General features: G+C 28.2%; 17 protein-coding genes. All 17 read left to right on the forward strand.

The features are described 5' to 3' along the window. Window positions 1-52 precede the first annotated feature (52 nt). The 17 genes from ylqF to QOZ84_RS06755 all read left to right on the forward strand — a co-directional run bounded on the left by ylqF (window position 53) and on the right by QOZ84_RS06755 (window position 18,195). Complete coding sequence (ylqF, locus tag QOZ84_RS06675; protein WP_284132479.1) at window positions 53-949, forward strand: ribosome biogenesis GTPase YlqF; 897 nt, start codon at window positions 53-55, stop codon at window positions 947-949. A gap of 133 nt (window positions 950-1,082) precedes the next feature. After that, entirely contained in the window at window positions 1,083-1,415 is a 333-nt protein-coding gene (locus QOZ84_RS06680) for a hypothetical protein (protein WP_284132178.1), read from the forward strand. Window positions 1,416-1,484: 69 nt separating this feature from the next. Continuing rightward, window positions 1,485-2,069, forward strand: coding sequence for a hypothetical protein (locus QOZ84_RS06685; protein WP_284132179.1), 585 nt, complete (start codon window positions 1,485-1,487; stop codon window positions 2,067-2,069). A 155-nt stretch (window positions 2,070-2,224) separates the two neighbouring features. Beyond that, window positions 2,225-2,644, forward strand: a complete 420-nt coding sequence (locus QOZ84_RS06690; RefSeq protein ID WP_284132180.1) for a MarR family winged helix-turn-helix transcriptional regulator — start codon at window positions 2,225-2,227, stop codon at window positions 2,642-2,644. 11 nt (window positions 2,645-2,655) lie between these two features. Then, entirely contained in the window at window positions 2,656-4,032 is a 1,377-nt protein-coding gene (locus tag QOZ84_RS06695) for an MATE family efflux transporter (RefSeq protein ID WP_284132181.1), read from the forward strand. Window positions 4,033-4,374: 342 nt separating this feature from the next. After that, the gene (gene brnQ, locus QOZ84_RS06700) at window positions 4,375-5,676 is read left to right on the forward strand and encodes a branched-chain amino acid transport system II carrier protein (RefSeq protein WP_284132182.1); all 1,302 of its coding nucleotides are present in this window, start codon (window positions 4,375-4,377) and stop codon (window positions 5,674-5,676) included. Between the two features lie 221 nt (window positions 5,677-5,897). Then, window positions 5,898-6,665, forward strand: a complete 768-nt coding sequence (locus QOZ84_RS06705; protein ID WP_284132183.1) for a ribonuclease HII — start codon at window positions 5,898-5,900, stop codon at window positions 6,663-6,665. 79 nt (window positions 6,666-6,744) lie between these two features. After that, a complete protein-coding gene (locus tag QOZ84_RS06710; protein WP_284132184.1) occupies window positions 6,745-7,794 on the forward strand; it encodes an alpha-hydroxy-acid oxidizing protein in 1,050 nt (349 codons plus the stop codon). Between the two features lie 167 nt (window positions 7,795-7,961). Continuing rightward, complete coding sequence (locus QOZ84_RS06715) at window positions 7,962-8,306, forward strand: YraN family protein (protein WP_284132185.1); 345 nt, start codon at window positions 7,962-7,964, stop codon at window positions 8,304-8,306. An 11-nt stretch (window positions 8,307-8,317) separates the two neighbouring features. Next, window positions 8,318-9,859, forward strand: coding sequence for a YifB family Mg chelatase-like AAA ATPase (locus tag QOZ84_RS06720; protein WP_284132186.1), 1,542 nt, complete (start codon window positions 8,318-8,320; stop codon window positions 9,857-9,859). Window positions 9,860-9,868: 9 nt separating this feature from the next. Continuing rightward, window positions 9,869-10,969, forward strand: coding sequence for a DNA-processing protein DprA (gene dprA, locus QOZ84_RS06725; protein WP_284132187.1), 1,101 nt, complete (start codon window positions 9,869-9,871; stop codon window positions 10,967-10,969). Between the two features lie 28 nt (window positions 10,970-10,997). Continuing rightward, window positions 10,998-13,139: a type I DNA topoisomerase gene (gene topA / locus QOZ84_RS06730; RefSeq protein WP_284132188.1), complete on the forward strand. Its 2,142-nt coding sequence runs from the start codon at window positions 10,998-11,000 to the stop codon at window positions 13,137-13,139. Between the two features lie 152 nt (window positions 13,140-13,291). Beyond that, the gene (gene codY, locus QOZ84_RS06735) at window positions 13,292-14,077 is read left to right on the forward strand and encodes a GTP-sensing pleiotropic transcriptional regulator CodY (RefSeq protein ID WP_284132189.1); all 786 of its coding nucleotides are present in this window, start codon (window positions 13,292-13,294) and stop codon (window positions 14,075-14,077) included. A 76-nt stretch (window positions 14,078-14,153) separates the two neighbouring features. Continuing rightward, the gene (locus QOZ84_RS06740; protein ID WP_284132190.1) at window positions 14,154-15,428 is read left to right on the forward strand and encodes a replication-associated recombination protein A; all 1,275 of its coding nucleotides are present in this window, start codon (window positions 14,154-14,156) and stop codon (window positions 15,426-15,428) included. A 153-nt stretch (window positions 15,429-15,581) separates the two neighbouring features. Beyond that, window positions 15,582-16,352, forward strand: coding sequence for a GNAT family N-acetyltransferase (locus QOZ84_RS06745; RefSeq protein ID WP_284132191.1), 771 nt, complete (start codon window positions 15,582-15,584; stop codon window positions 16,350-16,352). A gap of 196 nt (window positions 16,353-16,548) precedes the next feature. Next, window positions 16,549-17,478 carry an ROK family protein gene (locus QOZ84_RS06750; RefSeq protein WP_284132192.1) on the forward strand — a complete coding sequence of 310 codons (930 nt, stop codon included), beginning with the start codon at window positions 16,549-16,551 and terminating at the stop codon, window positions 17,476-17,478. 267 nt (window positions 17,479-17,745) lie between these two features. Beyond that, window positions 17,746-18,195 carry an RrF2 family transcriptional regulator gene (locus tag QOZ84_RS06755; RefSeq protein WP_284132193.1) on the forward strand — a complete coding sequence of 150 codons (450 nt, stop codon included), beginning with the start codon at window positions 17,746-17,748 and terminating at the stop codon, window positions 18,193-18,195. The last annotated feature ends 9 nt before the right edge of the window (window positions 18,196-18,204 follow it).

The following is an 18,204-nucleotide window of genomic DNA, read 5'->3' on the forward strand; positions in this document are numbered from 1 at the left end:
GAGAATACACTAGATATATAAAGGAGTGATAATTATGGCAAGAGGCGACAAAATGAGAGTCAATTATGAGGAGTACCTTGTAGACGACGATTTACATATAAACTGGTATCCAGGGCACATGAAAAAAACTAAGGACTTAGTTAGAGACAACTTAAAGTTAGTTGATGTGGTAGTAGAACTTTTAGATTCTAGAATACCGTTTAGTAGTAAAAATCCAGATATAGATAAACTTGCAGGTGACAAACCTAGAGTTGTTATATTAAATAAATCTGACTTAGCAGATAGAGCTAAATTAGACAAATGGATAAAATATTATAAAGATCGTGGGATTAAGGCTATACCTATGGACACTATGAAAGGTGTAGGTTTAAATAAAATAGTTGATGAGTGTAAAGATGCAGTTAAAGATAAAATGGATGCGTTAATTGAAAAAGGAAGAAAAGAAAGACCAATAAGAATTATGATAGTTGGAGTTCCAAACGTAGGTAAATCTTCTATTATAAACAAGTTAACTGGTAGAAAAAGTACTGCAACAGGAGATAAACCAGGTGTAACTAAAGGTAAACAATGGGTAAGATTAAAAGGAAACTTAGAGCTATTAGATACTCCAGGTATACTTTGGCCTAAATTTGAAGACCAAGAAGTTGCTCTTAACTTAGCATTTAGTAGAGCTATAAAAGATGAAGTATTAGATGTTGAAACTTTATCTTTAAGACTTATAGAAAAACTTATGGTAATAGAACCTGAGAAATTAAAAGCTAGATATAAGTTAGAAGAGTTAGGCGAAACTGGATTAGACACTATGGATATGATAGGTCGTAAAAGAGGGTTTATAACAGGTAAAAAAGAACTTGATTATACTCGTATAGCTACCACTGTTTTAAACGAATTTAGAGAAGGTAAAATAGGTAGAATAAGCTTAGAAGTTCCAGAAGATATAAAAAAGTAATTATATAATAAAAAACAAAAAGGTATTGATTTAAAAATCAATACCTTTTTTGTTTTATTATATATAGAATTAAAATAAAAAATTAATGATATAATTATTATATGTTTTAATCAAAAAATTAGGGGGTAAAATTATGGGATTATGCAAAGATGAAATAAAAAAATTAATAAGTGGGGAAGTAGAGAAAGTACATATAATTTCAGAATTTGAATCTATGGAAAGTATATCGACAGCATTACAAGTGTGGACGTATGATAAATCAAAAGACATAATATCATATTGTACAATAACAAAATCCAATTATAAGAAACCATATTTTATAAAAATAAAGAATGGTTCAAATTTTGTTGAAAAAAAATATGTTGGCGAAAGTTTAACCGATGATACTAAGCTTACGTTAACTACTAAAGAAAGAGCCTTTGAAATTTTAGAAAATTTAAAAATACCCAAAGATGTTATAATGTAATTATTTTATAAGTACAATTTATAAATCCTTTAACATATTATAAAATAAAATGTTAAAGGATGATGAGATATGAATCGAAAAATGAGCATATTAGCAGCTATAAGTATAGTATTAGTATTGTCATTAGTAGTACTAGGTGTTAAGTTTAAATCTACAAGTAGCCAAGTAGAAAATTTAAATGAAAAATTAGAAACAAGTAACAAAAGATTAACTTCATTGCTAATAAAAAATGAAGATTTAGAAAAAGATTTAGAGAACAAAGATCTAATAATAAAAGAACAAAATATGGGGATACGAAAACTTGATGATTTAATATCTATTAAAGAAAGTACTATAAAAGAAATAGATGATTTAATAATACAAAAGAAAATTAGAATAGATAAAATAGATAAAATAATAAAACAGCAAGAAGATAAAATATCTAAATTAAATAAGCTGATAAATACTAAAGATAAAAAAATAACAGACTTAGATAAATATATTAAAAATAAAGATAATTACACACAGGAACTTCAAAATTTAATAAATACTAAAGACAAAAATATAGAAAATATAAAAAAAGAAAAAGAAACTTTTGGTAATAAAAGAAACGAATTGCAAAATAAAGTAACACAGTTAGAAAATGAAATAAAAGACTTAAATCTAATAAAATAAAATTTGAAATGAAAAAGCTAGCTTAGTTTATATTAAGCTAGCTTTTAAACTTTAATAAAAATATAACTATGGTTGCAAATGCAACTAAATTGAAGTATACTAAAACAGTTGTGTATACAATAAACTATACATATCCACAAGGAGTTGGAAACTTGATGAAACAAAATTGTGAATACATCGGAAAATATATATCTCAAATGTATAGAAAAGGCAGCTCATTTGTATCTAAGGAACTTAACGATTTAGAAATAGGTTCAGGCCAAGTTATGTTTTTACTAGAACTCTACAGAAAAGATGGAAGAAATCAAGAAGAACTCTCAGATATTCTTAATATAGACAAAGGAACTACTGCACGAGCTATAAAAAAATTAGAATTAAATAATTTCTTAATTAGAGTAAAAGATGAAAATGATAAGAGAGCATATAAAGTTTACTTAACTCAAAAGAGTAAGGATTTAGAAAAAGAGATTTATGCTGTTATGATGAACTGGGAAGATATCATAAGTTCGAAACTTACTAAAGATGAAACAAGAACGATGATATTATTACTTAGAAAAATGTGCACAATTAAATAAGGAGGTAATTTATGAAAAACTCGCAAGTATTAGGAACAGAATCAATTGGAAAATTATTAATTAAATATTCAATACCGGCAATTATAGGAATGATAGTTAACGCACTTTATAATGTAGTAGATAGAATATTTATTGGAAATATACCTGATGTAGGACCGTTAGCTATAACAGGTGTTGGCGTTACAATGCCTATTATGACTATAATATTAGCATTTGCAATGCTTATCGGGATAGGTGTCACAACTAACATTTCAATTAAATTAGGTCAAGGTAAAAAAGAAGAAGCGCAAAAACTTATAGGAAATGGTATAACATTATCAATAATCATAAGTGTAATTATAAGTATAGTAGGAATAATATTTGGAGATAGTATACTAAAGTTATTTGGGGCAAGTGATCAAACACTATATTATGCTCAATCGTATATATATATAATTTTAGCAGGAACTATATTTAACATATTAGCATTTACATTAAATAATACCATAAGAGGAGATGGGAATCCAAAACTTGCTGCAACTATAATGGTTGTAGGGTGTTTAACTAATATAGTATTAGATGCTGTTTTAATATTTGTATTTAAATTAGGTATACAAGGTGCTGCAATAGCAACTGTAATATCTCAAATGGTAACGGCAATATGGGCATTAATGTATTATGTAAAAGCAAAATCTAATCTTAAATTTGAAAAATCAAGTTTAAAACTAGATAAATCATTAGTAAAGATAATATTTGCAATAGGATCAGCTCCTTTTGCGATGCAAATAGCTACAAGTTTGGTTCAAGTAATATCTAACAATGCATTAAAAGTATATGGTGGAGATTTAGCAATAGGAGCTATGGCAACTATATCATCTATATCTATGATATTTTTAATGCCTATATTTGGGCTTAATCAGGGTGCACAACCTATAATTGGATTTAATTATGGAGCAAAACAATATGACAGAGCAAATAATGCTTTTAAAGTATCAGCGTTAGCATCAATTATAATAATGACTAGTGGATGGTTATTGGTTCAAACTGTACCTGAACTTATAGTTGGAATGTTCAACAAAGATCCAAAACTTATGAAAATAACAGTTAATGGAATTAGAATATACTTACTTATGTTACCTATAATAGGTGTGTCTATAACTGGTTCGAACTATATTCAATCAGTAGGAAAAGCAAAAATAGCAATGGTGTTAAGTTTACTAAGACAAGTTATACTACTGATTCCTATGATTGTTATATTGCCAAAATTCTTTGGATTAGATGGTGTATGGTATGCTCAACCGGTATCGGATTTTTTAGCTACAGCAATTACGGTAGTTATATTAGTTAAAGAATTAAGAAGTTATAAAAAAGATGATTTTGTAAAAAATGAAAAAAAACTAACGGCATAAAAGTTAAAAAAGTATAGATCTTATCTATGCTTTTTTTTTGTTTTGTATAGGAAGAAGTTTTCTTGGATTTTAATATGAAAAATGAAATAAAAAATAAAAAATATGAAAAAATATAAAAAAAAGTATAATGAAATGAAATGCTTAGACTTAAGTTATTCCATAATGCGACAAGAAAATGATTTCATAAATAGAATTGTCAGAAAGTTTAATAAATTTTAAATATTATTGACCTTTTGAAAATATAGATGTTATAATTAATTCAAAATATTAAATTAAAAAATAATTTGATATTTTGAAGTTATAATTATTTAGATTTACATGAATTTTTAAGGGGGCAATAATATGAATAAAACAAATAAAGATGTAGTGATAGTTGGATTTGCACTGTTCGCCATGTTCTTTGGAGCAGGGAACTTAATTTTCCCACCGTTTCTAGGAGTGATTTCTGGCTCAAGCTGGATAACCGGATTTGGTGGATTTTTACTAGCAGATGTTGGTTTAGCATTATTAGCAGTAGCAGCTTCAGCTAAATGTAATGGAGAAATAAGTCAAATTCTTGGAAGAGCAGGAAAAAATTTAGCTTTAATATTAGGTTCAGCAATAATGATATGCCTAGGACCGCTTTTAGCAATACCTAGAACAGCAGCAACAACTTTTGAGATGGGTGTAGCACCAATATTTAATGGATTTAATCCGATATTATTCTCAATATTATTCTTTGCATTAACTTTTATATTAACTATAAAGCCATCAAAAGTTGTAGATATAATAGGACAATATTTAACACCAGCATTATTAATTGCATTAGGAGTGTTAATAGTTAAAGGTATAATGTCTCCACTAGGAGAAATAAACCCACAACCAATGATAAACGATATCTTTGCAGAAGGTGTTAAACAAGGATATCAAACAATGGATGCATTAGGTGCAGTTGCATTGTCAACAGTTATAATAACATCACTTACAAACAAAGGTTATACTGATCAAAATCAAAAAGTTAAATTAACTATGAAAGCAGGGATTGTTGCTGCTATAGGATTGTTCTTAGTATACGGAGGACTAACATACCTAGGAGCAACAGTATCTAAAATATACGGACAAGATGTAGTAAGAACATCATTAATAGTAGAAATAACAGCATCACTTCTTGGTCACCCAGGAAAAATTATATTAGCTTTAATAGTAGGGTTAGCTTGTTTAACAACAGCTATAGGTCTTGTGTCCGCAACAGCACAATTCTTCTCAAAGCTTACAAATGGAAAAGTAAAGTATGAAACAATAGTTACAGCAGTTTGTATATTTAGTGCAATAGTATCAAACTTCGGAGTAAGTACAATAATACAATTCTCTGGTCCTATATTAGATATAATATATCCAGCAACAGTTGTATTAGTAATAATGACATTATTTAGTTCTAAAATTAAAAATGATAATGCATTTAAAGGCGCAACTTATATGGCTTTAATAGTAAGTGTATTAACTGTAGCAAATAATTTAGGAGTATCTATACCAATGGTTACTAAATTACCATTTAACTCATTAGGATTTAACTGGATAGTACCAGTTTTAATAGCAGGTATAGTAGGTAACTTTATACCTTCAACTAATAAACAAACAAGAATAGACATTGATAAAGTTGGTTAATTAGTAAATAATATATTTACATTTTAAAGATTAAATTATATTTTTAAAAACTAATATTTTTAGAAATTATTATATAATTGGATAGTATTATAAAAATCGTTGATATTAATTTATCAACGATTTTTTATTTGTAATGATTTTATAATTACTGTGTATAAGGTATACTAAATTGTAGTGATATTTAGTAAAATAAATAATACATAATGTTAAGGAGAAAAAATATGAAAGACAAAAATGTAAAAGAAATTAAAGAAATAATAGATAATTTAAGTTCTGATAAATACTTAGAATATATAGATATATTAAGACTTGATGAGAGAAAATCAGTTCAAAATATAGCTGTAAAAATGGCAAAGAAATTAGATTCTATTAGAAGGGAAGATGAAAGGCTAGAAGCTATAAATATATTTGAAAATGAAGGATACAACAAAGGATATATGTATATTGGGGGGATAGATGAGGCTGGACGAGGACCTCTTGCAGGACCTGTTGTAGCTGCTGTAGTAATATTTAAACCAAATACTAAGATAGAAGGCGTAAATGACTCTAAAAAGCTAAGTGAGTCAAGAAGAGATGAATTGTTTGATATAATAAAAGATCAAGCTCTAGATTACGGAATAGGGATAGTTAACAATGAGGAAATAGATAAATTTAATATATTAAATGCTACTTATATGGCTATGAAAAAGGCAGTAAATTGTTTAGAAAAAAATCCTGATTATTTATTAATAGATGCTACAACAATACCAGGGGTAGATATAGCACAAAATCCTATAATAAAAGGTGATTTAAAATCTATATCTATAGCAGCAGCAAGTATATTAGCTAAGGTTACAAGGGATAGTATAATGTATCAATATGATGAAGTATATCCAGGATATGGATTTAAATCACATAAAGGATATGGAACTAAAGAGCACTATGAAGCTATTGAAAAACAAGGAATAACACCTATTCACAGAAAGAGTTTCTTGAAAAATATATTATAAAATACAAACAGCTGCTTTAAGTTAATAGGTTATTACAATATACATTATTTGAAACAAATATAAATTGGAGGAAGCTATGATGGACTTTAAAGAATTAGAAAAAAAAGCAAGAGAAAATTTAAATGGAAGTTGTAAAGTTTGTAAAGTATGTAATGGTGTAGCTTGTGCAGGTGAGGTTCCTGGAATGGGTGGAAAAGGAAGTGGATCTTCATTTATTGAAAGTAGAAAAAGTTTGGACTCTGTAAAAATAAATATGAGAGTAATTCACAATGTATCTAATCCAGATATGAGTGTTGAATTATTTGGACAAAATATGGAGGCGCCTATATTTGCAGCACCAATAACAGGTACTACTTTAAATATGGGTGGTCAAGTATCTGAAAGAGAATATATAGAGCCTGTTGTAAAGGGTTGTGCAAATAGTGGTATTCTTGCAATGGTAGGAGATACAGCCGTAGATGAATTTTTAATAGAAAACTTAAAGGTTTTAAAAGAAAATAATGGTCAAGGAATAGTATTTATAAAGCCGTGGGAAAATGATGACATAATAAAGAAAATTAAGTTAGCAGAAGACAGTGGTGCAATAGCTGTAGGAGTAGATATAGACGCATGTGGTTTAGTTACCTTATCAATGCATGGAAAAACAGTAGAACCTAAGGATATGAAAGCACTAAAAGAATTAAAACAATCTACTAAACTACCATTCATAGTGAAAGGAATAATGACAGTTCAAGATGCATTGATGGCAGCTGATTGTGGTGCTGATGCTATCGTAGTATCCAATCATGGAGGTAGAGTGTTAGATTGTACACCGGGTGTTTGTGAGGTGCTACCTCGAATATCAAAAGCAGTAAAAGGTAGAGTGACTATACTTGTAGATGGAGCGATTAGAAGTGGCGTAGACGTACTTAAAATGATAGGATTAGGTGCAGATGCAGTATTAATAGGAAGACCATTTATAACAGCTTCATTTGGTGGTCAAACTGAAGGCGTAGAGGCTTATGTAAATAAATTAAAAAATGAATTGAGTTCAACTATGATATTAACTGGATGCCAATCTATAAAAAATATAAATGATAGAGTAATTTATAAAAGTATGCCAGATAATAAGGGAGTACACATAATATAAAGATAAAAGCCCTATGAAAAATTTTCATAGGGCTTTTATCTTTATGTTATATATAAATTAAATAACAACTAATTAATTTTAACAAATTAATATTGCAAAGATAAATATTGTATATATAAATATTAAAAAGGTAATAATTACAAAAAAGTTAAAAAATAGGAGATAGTATGAATAATAAACAAAAAGGTGACTTAGGTGAGAGTATAGCATCTAGATATTTATTGAATAAAGGTGCACAAATATTAGAATCTAACTATAAAATAAAAACTGGAGAAATCGATATAATAACGAAATTAGAAAATGAACTTGTGTTTGTAGAAGTTAAAGCAAGAAGTAATATAAAATATGGATATCCATGTGAAGCTGTTAATTATAGAAAAATTAAAAAAATAACAGATACTGCAAAGTATTATATTTTAAAAAATAATTTAAATAATGTACCAATTAGATTTGACGTTATAGAAGTTTATTTAAATGAGAATAAAGTCAATCATATAGTAAATGCTTTTTAGGAAGGAGAATTATGTTTAGTAATATCAATGGTAGTAATTTAATAGGAATAGAAGGATTTCTGGTAAGGGTAGAAGTGGATATAAACAATGGAATGCCTTGTTTTAATATAGTTGGTCTTGCTAGTACTGAAATAAAAGAATCTAGAGATAGAGTGAAATCGGCAATAATAAATAGTGGATTTAAGTTTCCAAATTCTAGGATAATAATAAATTTATCCCCAGCTGATATGAAAAAAGAAGGTTCCTTTTTTGATTTACCTATAGCTATTGGAATTTTAAGAGGATTTATAAAAAAAGATGATAGCTATTTAAATGAAAGTATGTTTGTAGGTGAAGTATCATTAGATGGAAAAATAAGAAAGGTAAAGGGAATACTACCGATAGTTATAGGTGCTAAAAATAAAAATATAAAAAGAATATTTGTACCATTAGAAAATATAGTAGAGAGTTCTTTTGTAGATAATATAGAAATAGTTCCTTTAGGGAGTTTAAAGGAATGTATTGAATTTTTAAATGATAATTTGCAAATAGAAAGCAATGAAATTTTAGAAAACAAAAGATTTAGTATAAATGAAGTAAATGAGAAATATTACGATGAAGATTTTCAAGATGTAAAAGGTAATTATTTTGTCAAACGAAGTGCAGAAATAGCTGCAGCAGGAAATCATAATATACTTATGATAGGTCCACCGGGGTCAGGTAAAACTATGATTGCAAAACGCATAAGAACAATACTTCCACAAATAGAAAAAGATGAAATGATAGAAGTTAGTAAAATATATAGTGCATCAGGTCTTATAAATGAAAATGAAGGCATAATTTACAAAAGACCATTTAGATCACCTCATCATACTTCAACAAGGCAATCTCTAATAGGTGGAGGAGCTAATGCAACACCTGGAGAGGTAGTATTAGCTCATAGAGGGGTATTATTCTTAGATGAGATAGCAGAATTTGATAGACGCATATTAGAAACACTAAGACAGCCGATAGAAGATAAATATATAAATATATCTAGAGTAAAGCAAAATATACAGTATCCGTGTAATTTACTTTTAGTAGGAGCTATGAATCCATGTCAGTGTGGATATTATTTATCAGATAATGAATGTAAATGTAGTGGTTTTGAGATAAGCAGGTATATAAATAAAATATCAGGACCTTTGTTAGATAGATTTGATATTTTTATACAAGTTAATTCTGTATCTTATGAAGAGCTAAATAATAATACTAATTGTGAAAGTTCAGAGGTAATTAGAAATAGAGTGGAAAATGCAAGAAAAATTCAAGGTATAAGATTTGAAAATGAAAATATAAAAACAAACGACGAAATAAAATCATCTAAGTTACTAGACTACTGTAAACTAGATGAGCAAGCTTTAAATACTACAAAATTAATATTGAATAAGTATAAACTGAGTAATAGAAGTTATACAAAATTATTAAAAGTAGCTAGGACTATAGCTGATTTGGAAAGTAGTGAAAATATAGATTCAAATCATATTATGGAAGCTTTTTCATTTAGAAAAGCTTACTATACTTATTTCAAATAGGAGAAAATCATGGAAAAGAAAGATGCATATTTGTGGTTAAATTCAATAAATGGAGTAACTAATAAAACTATAGATAAAATAAACGATAATGATTTAAATATAGAAGAATTAATTTATCTTAGCGATAAAGAAATATATAATTTAAAAAATATAAATTTAAATATTAAGGAAAATATAGTAAAATATAAAAGTATTTCATATTTAGATGAAATAAAAGAGAAAAATATTAAGGAAAATATAAATTATATTTGTATTGAGGAAAATGATTATCCAAATAATTTGAAATATGTCTATGATGCACCAAATATTATATTTTATAAAGGCGATATAAAGATAATAAACAAAAACATTGGGTTAGCAGTAGTAGGTTCAAGGAAAGCTACAAAATATGGAATGAGTTGTGCAACCTCAATAAGCAAAAGTCTTTCTAATGTAGGAATCAATGTAATAAGTGGTTTGGCTTTTGGAATAGATTCATATGCACATATGGGGTGTATGGAAGGTTTAGGGAAAACTATTGCAGTATTAGGTTCATCCGTAAATAATGTGTTGCCCAAAAAAAATATTTATTTAGCAAATAAGATATTAGAAAATGGTGGATTGATAATCTCAGATTATAATATTAATTCAAGTGTTTTTCCAAGCAACTATGTAAATCGAAATAGAATAATAAGTGGAATTAGTGAAGGCGTAATAGTAGTGGAGGCTGCTAAAAAAAGCGGTGCGTTAATAACTGCTGAATTTGGTCTAGAACAAGGTAAAAACATATATGCAGTGCCAGGAAATATAAACTCATGTATGAGTAAGGGATGCCACCAAATTATAAAAGAAGGTGCTAAATTAATAGACAATATAGAGGATATTTTAAACGAATACCAAATAGTTAATATTAAAAGTAGAGAAAATTTAAAAAAGTATGATAATATGAACTTAAGCAAAGAAAGTACCGTAATAATCGATACAATAAAAAAGCAAGGTGTCTTGCATATAGATGAAATATGTGATAATACTAGAATGGAAATAAAATCTGTGAATACAATTTTGAGTGAGCTAGTATTAAAAGATGTATTAGTAGAGATGAATAATAAAACATACAGTTTAAATGTATAAATAACATAGATAGTGGGGGTGTGGGTTTATGGCCAAAACATTAGTCATCGTGGAGTCGCCTGCGAAAGCTAAAACCATAGAAAAATTTTTAGGAAAAGGACATTATACAGTAAAAGCTTCTGTAGGACATGTTAGGGATTTACCTAAAAGTAAATTAGGTGTAGATATAGAAAACAATTTTGAACCGCAGTATATAAATATACGAGGCAAAGGCGATGTAATAAAGGAATTGAAAAAAGAAGCGAAAAAATCTAAAAAAGTGTACTTAGCAACTGACCCTGATAGAGAAGGTGAAGCTATATCATGGCATTTAGCTCATATATTAAACCTAGATCAAACTGAAGAGTGTAGAATCGAGTTTAATGAAATAACTAAAGATGCCATTAAAAAAGCTATAAAAAATCCTAGAAATATAGATTTAAGTGTAGTAGATGCTCAGCAAGCAAGAAGAGTATTAGATAGATTGTTAGGATATCAAATAAGTCCAATACTTTGGCAAAAAGTTAGAAAAGGGCTTAGTGCTGGTAGAGTACAATCTGTAACAACAAAGCTTATATGTGATAGAGAAAAAGAAATAAAAGCATTTATACCAAAGGAATATTGGAGTATAGAGTTAGAAGCTAAAACAAATTCTAATGAAGATATAAGTTTAAAGTTTTATGGAAAAGATAATCAAAAATTAGAAATAGAAAATGAAGAAATGGTAAACGAGATATTAAATGATATAAAAGATAAAAATTTAGATGTAGTGTCTATAGAATCTAAGTCAAGAAAAAAATCAGCTCCAAAACCATTTACAACAAGTATGTTGCAACAAGAAGCTGCAAATAAGTTGTCATTTACAACAAAGAAGACAATGAGCGTAGCACAAGAGTTATATGAAGGTATAGATATAGATAAGGAAACAGTAGGTCTTATATCGTATATAAGAACCGATTCTAAGAGAATATCTGATGAAGCTAAAGAAAAATCAAAAGACTACATATTAGATGTGATAGGTGAAAACTATTATAAATCAAATGCTGATAAAAAAGAGAAAAAAGAAACAAAAAAAGTTCAGGATGCACATGAGGCAATAAGACCAACTTATGTAGATAAAACACCAGATAGCATAAAGAGTTCTTTAACTAGAGATCAATATAAGTTATATAACTTAATTTGGAGAAGATTTGTAGCAAGTCAAATGGAAGATTCAGTGTTTGACATTTTAAACGTTGAATGTAGAATAGACAACTATGTATTTAAGGCAACTGGATCTAAGATGAAGTTTGATGGATATACTAAAATATATAATTTTACGGATAGAGAAGATAAAATTTTACCAGTAATTAATGAAGGTGATATTTTAAAACTTGAAAATACATTACCACTTCAACATTTTACTCAGCCGCCAGCAAGGTTTACAGAGGCGAGTTTAGTAAAAACGTTAGAAGAATTAGGAATAGGTAGACCTAGTACTTATTCACCAACTATAAGTACTATATTAAATAGAGAATATGTTGAAAAACAAGGTACTAGTTTATGCCCAACTGAATTAGGAATAATAGTAACTGACATATTAGAAAATAACTTTCAAAAATTTATAGATGTTGATTTTACAGCACATATGGAAAATAAGTTAGATGAAATAGAAGAAGGTAACACAGAGTGGAAATCAGTTGTATCTGAAGCGTACGAACCTTTAAAAGAAGCTATAGAGATAGCTATGGAAAGCATAGAAAAAATTAACATGGATGAAGAAACCGATGAAATATGTGAAACTTGTGGAGAAAACATGGTTATCAAGTATGGAAGGTTTGGAAAATTCATGGCTTGTAAAAATTACCCAGAATGTAAAACTACAAAGCCACTTGTTAATAAAGTAGGGGTAAAGTGTCCAAAATGCCATGATGGAGATATAATACTTAGAAAATCTAAAAGGGGTAAAGTTTTTTATGGATGTTCTAATTATCCAGGGTGTGACTTTATAACGTGGAACAAACCAACAGGAGAAATCTGTGATAAATGTGGTTCTTACATGATTGAAAAAATAACAAAAAATGATACTAAGGTTATTTGTTCAGATAAAGAATGCCATAAACAAAATGGGAAAGATATGGATAAAGACATAGACAAAAAATCAGGCAAAGAAACCGATAAAGATATTTTGCAGGAAAATAGCGAAAATTAAAAAAATAATAACAATTCTATTGAAAAAGGCAGAGATTTGTGATAACATTTCAATTGCACAAATTAGCATAAAATAGGGAAAAATATTGAAAATAGATAATGTAAAGACAAGGGCTTGTAGAGGCAGAATTTACATGAGGAGATGAATTATAAATGGCAAGTGAAGTATTACAAAAAACTAGAAGAATAAACAAAACATTGCAAACAAGCGGTGGAAGTAATGTATCCTTCAATTTATTAGCAGGAGCATTAGGAGAAGTATTAAATTCAAATGCATACGTATTAAGTTCTAAAGGTAAAGTTTTAGGATTATATCTTAGCAATGAAAAAGATAGTTCAGCAATGGAAGAAGAAGGAACTAATCAAAAGAAATTTCCTAGTGAATACAACAAAAATATGTTGAAAATTTCAGAAACACAAGAAAACTTAACTGGCGAAGCGTTATTAAAAGTATTCCCAGATGAGCAAGAAAGAACTGAAAAAAATACTACTATAGTTCCAATACTTGGTAGTGGACAAAGACTTGGTTCTTTAGTTCTTTCAAGATATGATGAAATTTTTACAGATGATGATTTAGTTATAGCTGAATATAGTGCAACAGTAATTGGTCTTGAAATATTAAGATCAATAGGGGAGCAACTAGAAGAAGAAATGAGAAAAAAAGCTGTAGTACAAATGGCTATAGGAACATTATCTTATTCAGAACTTGAAGCTGTAGAGCATATATTTGAAGAATTAAAGGGAAGAGAAGGATTACTTGTTGCAAGTAAAATAGCTGATAGAGTTGGAATAACAAGATCAGTTATAGTAAATGCATTAAGAAAGTTTGAAAGTGCTGGAGTTATAGAGTCAAGATCTCTAGGAATGAAGGGTACTCATATAAAGATACTTAATGATAAACTTATAGAAGAATTAAAAAAATTAAAAAGTAATCACTAACAATTAATTCATTAATATACAAAAGGTATCTATATTGCATAGATACCTTTTATTTTATAAAAAAGGAGGAGGAACTATGCAACCATTAGCAGATAGACTACGTCCACAACAAATTGATGACATGGTAGGTCAATCACATATAATAGGCAAAGGCAAAATTCTTAATAAGCTTATACATAATAAATCTATACCTAATATGATTTTATTTGGACCACCAGGGACAGGTAAAACTACATTAGCCAATATAATTGCTGCTATAACCGGAAAAAAATATGTTAAGTTAAATGCTGTAAATTGTGGAGTAAAAGAAATAAAAGAAGTGATAGATGCTACTAAAATAGATTTATTTTCATATAATGGGATAATTTTAATGTTAGATGAGATCCAAGCGCTAAATAGAAAACAACAACAGTCATTACTTGAAGTTATTGAAGATGGATCTGTAACATTAATAGCAAGTACAGCAGATAATCCATATTTTGTAGTATATAAAGCTATTTTAAGTAGAAGTACTATATTTGAGTTTAAACCTATACAAAAAAAAGATATATTTAAAGGCTTAAAAAGGGCAGTAGATAAGTTTGAAGAGCTATATACATATGAAACTATTAATGTAGAAGAAAAGGCCTTAGAATATATCTCTGAAACTTGTAATGGAGATATGAGAAGTGCTCTAAATAAATTAGAACTAGTTTTTAATACGGGTATAGATATTGCTTCTAACTCTGTAAATATAACGCTAGAGAACGTTGTGGAATGTTCTAGTATTAAGATGTTAAATTATGATAAAGGTGGAGATGATGCATACTCTATAATGTCTGCATTTCATAAATCACTAAGGGGTTCTGATGCAGACGCTTCTATTCATTATTTAGCTAGGCTTGTCAAGGCTGGTGATATACAAGGAATAACTAGAAGATTATTATGTGTTGCAAGTGAAGATGTAGGATTAGCAGTCCCACAAGCTATCACAATAACACAAGCATGCGTTGCATCAGCATTGCAATTAGGTTTTCCAGAAGCTAGAATACCCCTGGCACAAGCTACAATATATTTAGCACAGTGCCCAAAATCAGACTCGGTTATTAAAGCTATCGATGTTGCATTATCAGATTTAGATAATATAGAAATAGGAGATATTCCATTTAATTTAAAAGATGCTCATTACAGTGGAGCTAAAGATTTAGGTAGGGGGTTGGATTATAAATATCCGCACAATTATGAGAATCACTATGTTAAACAGCAATACTTGCCAGACCCCATAAAGGATAAAAATTACTATGTACCTTGTGAAAATAAAAATGAAATAGCGTTTAAGCAATATTGGAACAGTATAAAAAAGGGTGAGTAGTAATTTATGCTATTTTGAAAATACAAAAATAATTTTGGATATAAATACACATAAAATACAATATATTTAGAATAAACTATTATAAAACTTTAAATTATCGTTATTACATTGGCACAATATAAAGGCGAAAAATTTATATCAGGGGGACGTTTTATGATTGTAAAGCTTAATAATAGTCATCATAATAAAGTTATGGAGTATTTAAAAAAAGAGCCTGAATTTAATTTATCTATAATAGGGGATATAGAAAGATATGGATATGATAATTATTTTTTGAATATATGGGCAGGTATTGATAAAAGAGGAAATATAGAGGGAGTTCTATTTAAATATTTTGAGTTTATTATGTTTTATTCATATAATAAATTTGAAGTAAATGAATTTGCACGACTTATAAATAAATTGAAATATAAAGAGATAAGTGGAAAATCTGAGAGTTTAGATATACTGGCTACTAAGTTGAATTTTAAAAAAAGAAGAGTAGTGAATTTTTGTAAGTTAGATAGAAAAGATAATCTACAAAATAGTAGTACAAATATAAAAATTAAAAAAATAGGATTTGGAAATATAAATAAAGTTGTTAAACTGTATGAATTAATAGATGAATTTGACAACACTACATCAGAGAGTGTCAAAAATGGACTAAAAAGTGGTAGAGGATATTGCATAGAAAAAAATAGACAAGTAATAGCCATGGCAAAGAGTACTGCAGAAACTAACACACATGCAATGATTGTTGGTGTTGGGACACATCCTAATCATAGGAACAGAGGATATGCAACTAAATGTATGATTAAGGTTTGTAGAGAACTCTTAGATGAAAATAAAATACCTTGTTTATTTTATGATAATAAAGAGGCAGGCAAGATATATAGAAAATTAGGCTTTCAAGAACTTGGAAAATGGAGTATATATTATAAATAGTTATAAAGATAAAATATGTTTAGTAGATTTGGAAACTATTAAGCATATTTTTTTATGAAAAAACTTGGTGAAAAAAATATCTATATAATGTATAATTTTATGTATTGAAGGAAACCTTTTTCAGCTAAAACTATTTAAGAATACATATGTAAGTTAAATCGTAGAAAATATAAAAAGCAATTTTAGGAGGAGTATTATGTATAGTATAGGAATAGATGTAGGTGGTATGAGCATAAAGTCGGGCATTGTAAAAAATGGGGAAATTATTCATAGTTTAAGTAAAGAAACAAGTCGTGGAGGAGTAGAAGTATTAGTACAAGATATAGAAAACTTAGTTCAAGAACTTTTAAAAGAAAAGAAAATAAACATAAAAGAAATAAAAAATATAGGTATAGGGATACCTGGTGTTGTAACTAATGATGGAGCTGTTACATGTGTAAATTTAGGGTTAAATAACTCTTTGATAGCACCTGCATTAGAAGAAAAGTTTGAAGGAATTAGAGTTTGTATAGGAAATGATGCTAATGTTGCAGCTCTTGCAGAATATTCATATGGAAGTATGAGGGGATTTGATAGTGGAGTAATGATAACTCTAGGAACTGGTATTGGTGGAGGCGTGGTTATAAATGACAAGCTTATAACTGGAGCTAATGGAATCGGAGCTGAGATAGGTCATATGATGATATCTAGTAACCATTTTGAGTGTAACTGTGGTAATAATGGATGCTTTGAAACGTTTTGTTCAGCTACTGCAATAATAAAATACGCTCAAAAAAAAGTTTTAGAAGGTGCTAAGACTTCAATAATAGAAAAATCAGAGAATGATATAAACAACATAACTGCAAAGATGATATTTGATTGCTATAGAGAAAATGACGAAGTAGCAATAGAAATTGTTAATAGATTTAAAAAATACTTAGCAATGGGACTTGCAAACATTGTGAATTTTATAGATCCTAAAGTAATATCTATAGGCGGAGGGCTTTCTAATGCCAGTGATGTGATTTTAGATGGATTAAGTGATCAAGTTAAGCAACACCTACCGTTTAAAGAAAGTAATATTGGTGAAATTGTAATCGCCAAATTTAAAAATGATGCAGGTATATTAGGTGCTTCTGCTCTTTAAAAATAAAAAAGTATTCTATTGTATCGTGCAATAGAGTACTTTTTTTTATAAAAAGAAGAAGCTGAAATAATTTAAAAATTGATTATAATTTATATTTTAAGGGTATAAAATACGTTGAATATAAAGTAATATAAAAATAAATTAATTCCTAGTAAAACAGTATGAATTTAATGTTGACAAAATTACTAGGGTATAATAAAATAATATTGAAAGTAATTCATATCAAAATAGTAGGGATTAGATTTCAAAAGTAAAGGGTGATGAAATATGAAGCTATCAACTAAAGGTAGATATGGACTTAAGGCTATGTTTGAATTATCACTAAATGAAAAAAATAGTCCGGTACCCTTAAAATATATTGCTAAAAAACAAAGTATATCGGATCAATATTTAGAACAAATATTTTCATCTTTAAAAAAATCTGGTTTAGTAAAAAGTGTAAGAGGTGCCCAAGGCGGATACCTATTAACTAAAGAACCAAAAGATATAACTGTAGGAGATATTTTAACAGTATTAGAGGGTCCTGTTTCTGTATCAGATTGTGTATTAGATGAGGATATATGTGAAAATTCAGGTGTGTGTGTAACAAAAGTAGTTTGGGAAAAAATTAAAAAGGGTATAGAAGAAGTTATAGATTCGATTACTCTTCAAGACATGATAAATGATTACAATAAAAACAAACTAGAAAATGATATAACTAATTTAATTATAAAATAGATAGGGAGA

The organism is Romboutsia sedimentorum (assembly GCF_030131845.1).
In the GTDB taxonomy this organism is placed as follows: Bacteria; Bacillota; Clostridia; order Peptostreptococcales; family Peptostreptococcaceae; genus Romboutsia_D; species Romboutsia_D sedimentorum.

Bases quoted from the DNA above. Each gene is read 5' to 3' on its own strand.
- QOZ84_RS06740 (WP_284132190.1), top strand. From the start codon at position 14,154: ATGCAACCATTAGCAGATAGACTACGTCCACAACAAATTGATGACATG.
- QOZ84_RS06695 (WP_284132181.1), top strand. From the start codon at position 2,656: ATGAAAAACTCGCAAGTATTAGGAACAGAATCAATTGGAAAATTATTA.
- dprA (WP_284132187.1), top strand. From the start codon at position 9,869: ATGGAAAAGAAAGATGCATATTTGTGGTTAAATTCAATAAATGGAGTA.
- QOZ84_RS06680 (WP_284132178.1), top strand. From the start codon at position 1,083: ATGGGATTATGCAAAGATGAAATAAAAAAATTAATAAGTGGGGAAGTA.
- QOZ84_RS06710 (WP_284132184.1), top strand. From the start codon at position 6,745: ATGGACTTTAAAGAATTAGAAAAAAAAGCAAGAGAAAATTTAAATGGA.
- QOZ84_RS06755 (WP_284132193.1), top strand. From the start codon at position 17,746: ATGAAGCTATCAACTAAAGGTAGATATGGACTTAAGGCTATGTTTGAA.
- ylqF (WP_284132479.1), top strand. From the start codon at position 53: ATGAGAGTCAATTATGAGGAGTACCTTGTAGACGACGATTTACATATA.
- codY (WP_284132189.1), top strand. From the start codon at position 13,292: ATGGCAAGTGAAGTATTACAAAAAACTAGAAGAATAAACAAAACATTG.
- QOZ84_RS06705 (WP_284132183.1), top strand. From the start codon at position 5,898: ATGAAAGACAAAAATGTAAAAGAAATTAAAGAAATAATAGATAATTTA.
- brnQ (WP_284132182.1), top strand. From the start codon at position 4,375: ATGAATAAAACAAATAAAGATGTAGTGATAGTTGGATTTGCACTGTTC.
- QOZ84_RS06685 (WP_284132179.1), top strand. From the start codon at position 1,485: ATGAATCGAAAAATGAGCATATTAGCAGCTATAAGTATAGTATTAGTA.
- QOZ84_RS06690 (WP_284132180.1), top strand. From the start codon at position 2,225: ATGAAACAAAATTGTGAATACATCGGAAAATATATATCTCAAATGTAT.
- QOZ84_RS06720 (WP_284132186.1), top strand. From the start codon at position 8,318: ATGTTTAGTAATATCAATGGTAGTAATTTAATAGGAATAGAAGGATTT.
- QOZ84_RS06745 (WP_284132191.1), top strand. From the start codon at position 15,582: ATGATTGTAAAGCTTAATAATAGTCATCATAATAAAGTTATGGAGTAT.
- topA (WP_284132188.1), top strand. From the start codon at position 10,998: ATGGCCAAAACATTAGTCATCGTGGAGTCGCCTGCGAAAGCTAAAACC.
- QOZ84_RS06715 (WP_284132185.1), top strand. From the start codon at position 7,962: ATGAATAATAAACAAAAAGGTGACTTAGGTGAGAGTATAGCATCTAGA.
- QOZ84_RS06750 (WP_284132192.1), top strand. From the start codon at position 16,549: ATGTATAGTATAGGAATAGATGTAGGTGGTATGAGCATAAAGTCGGGC.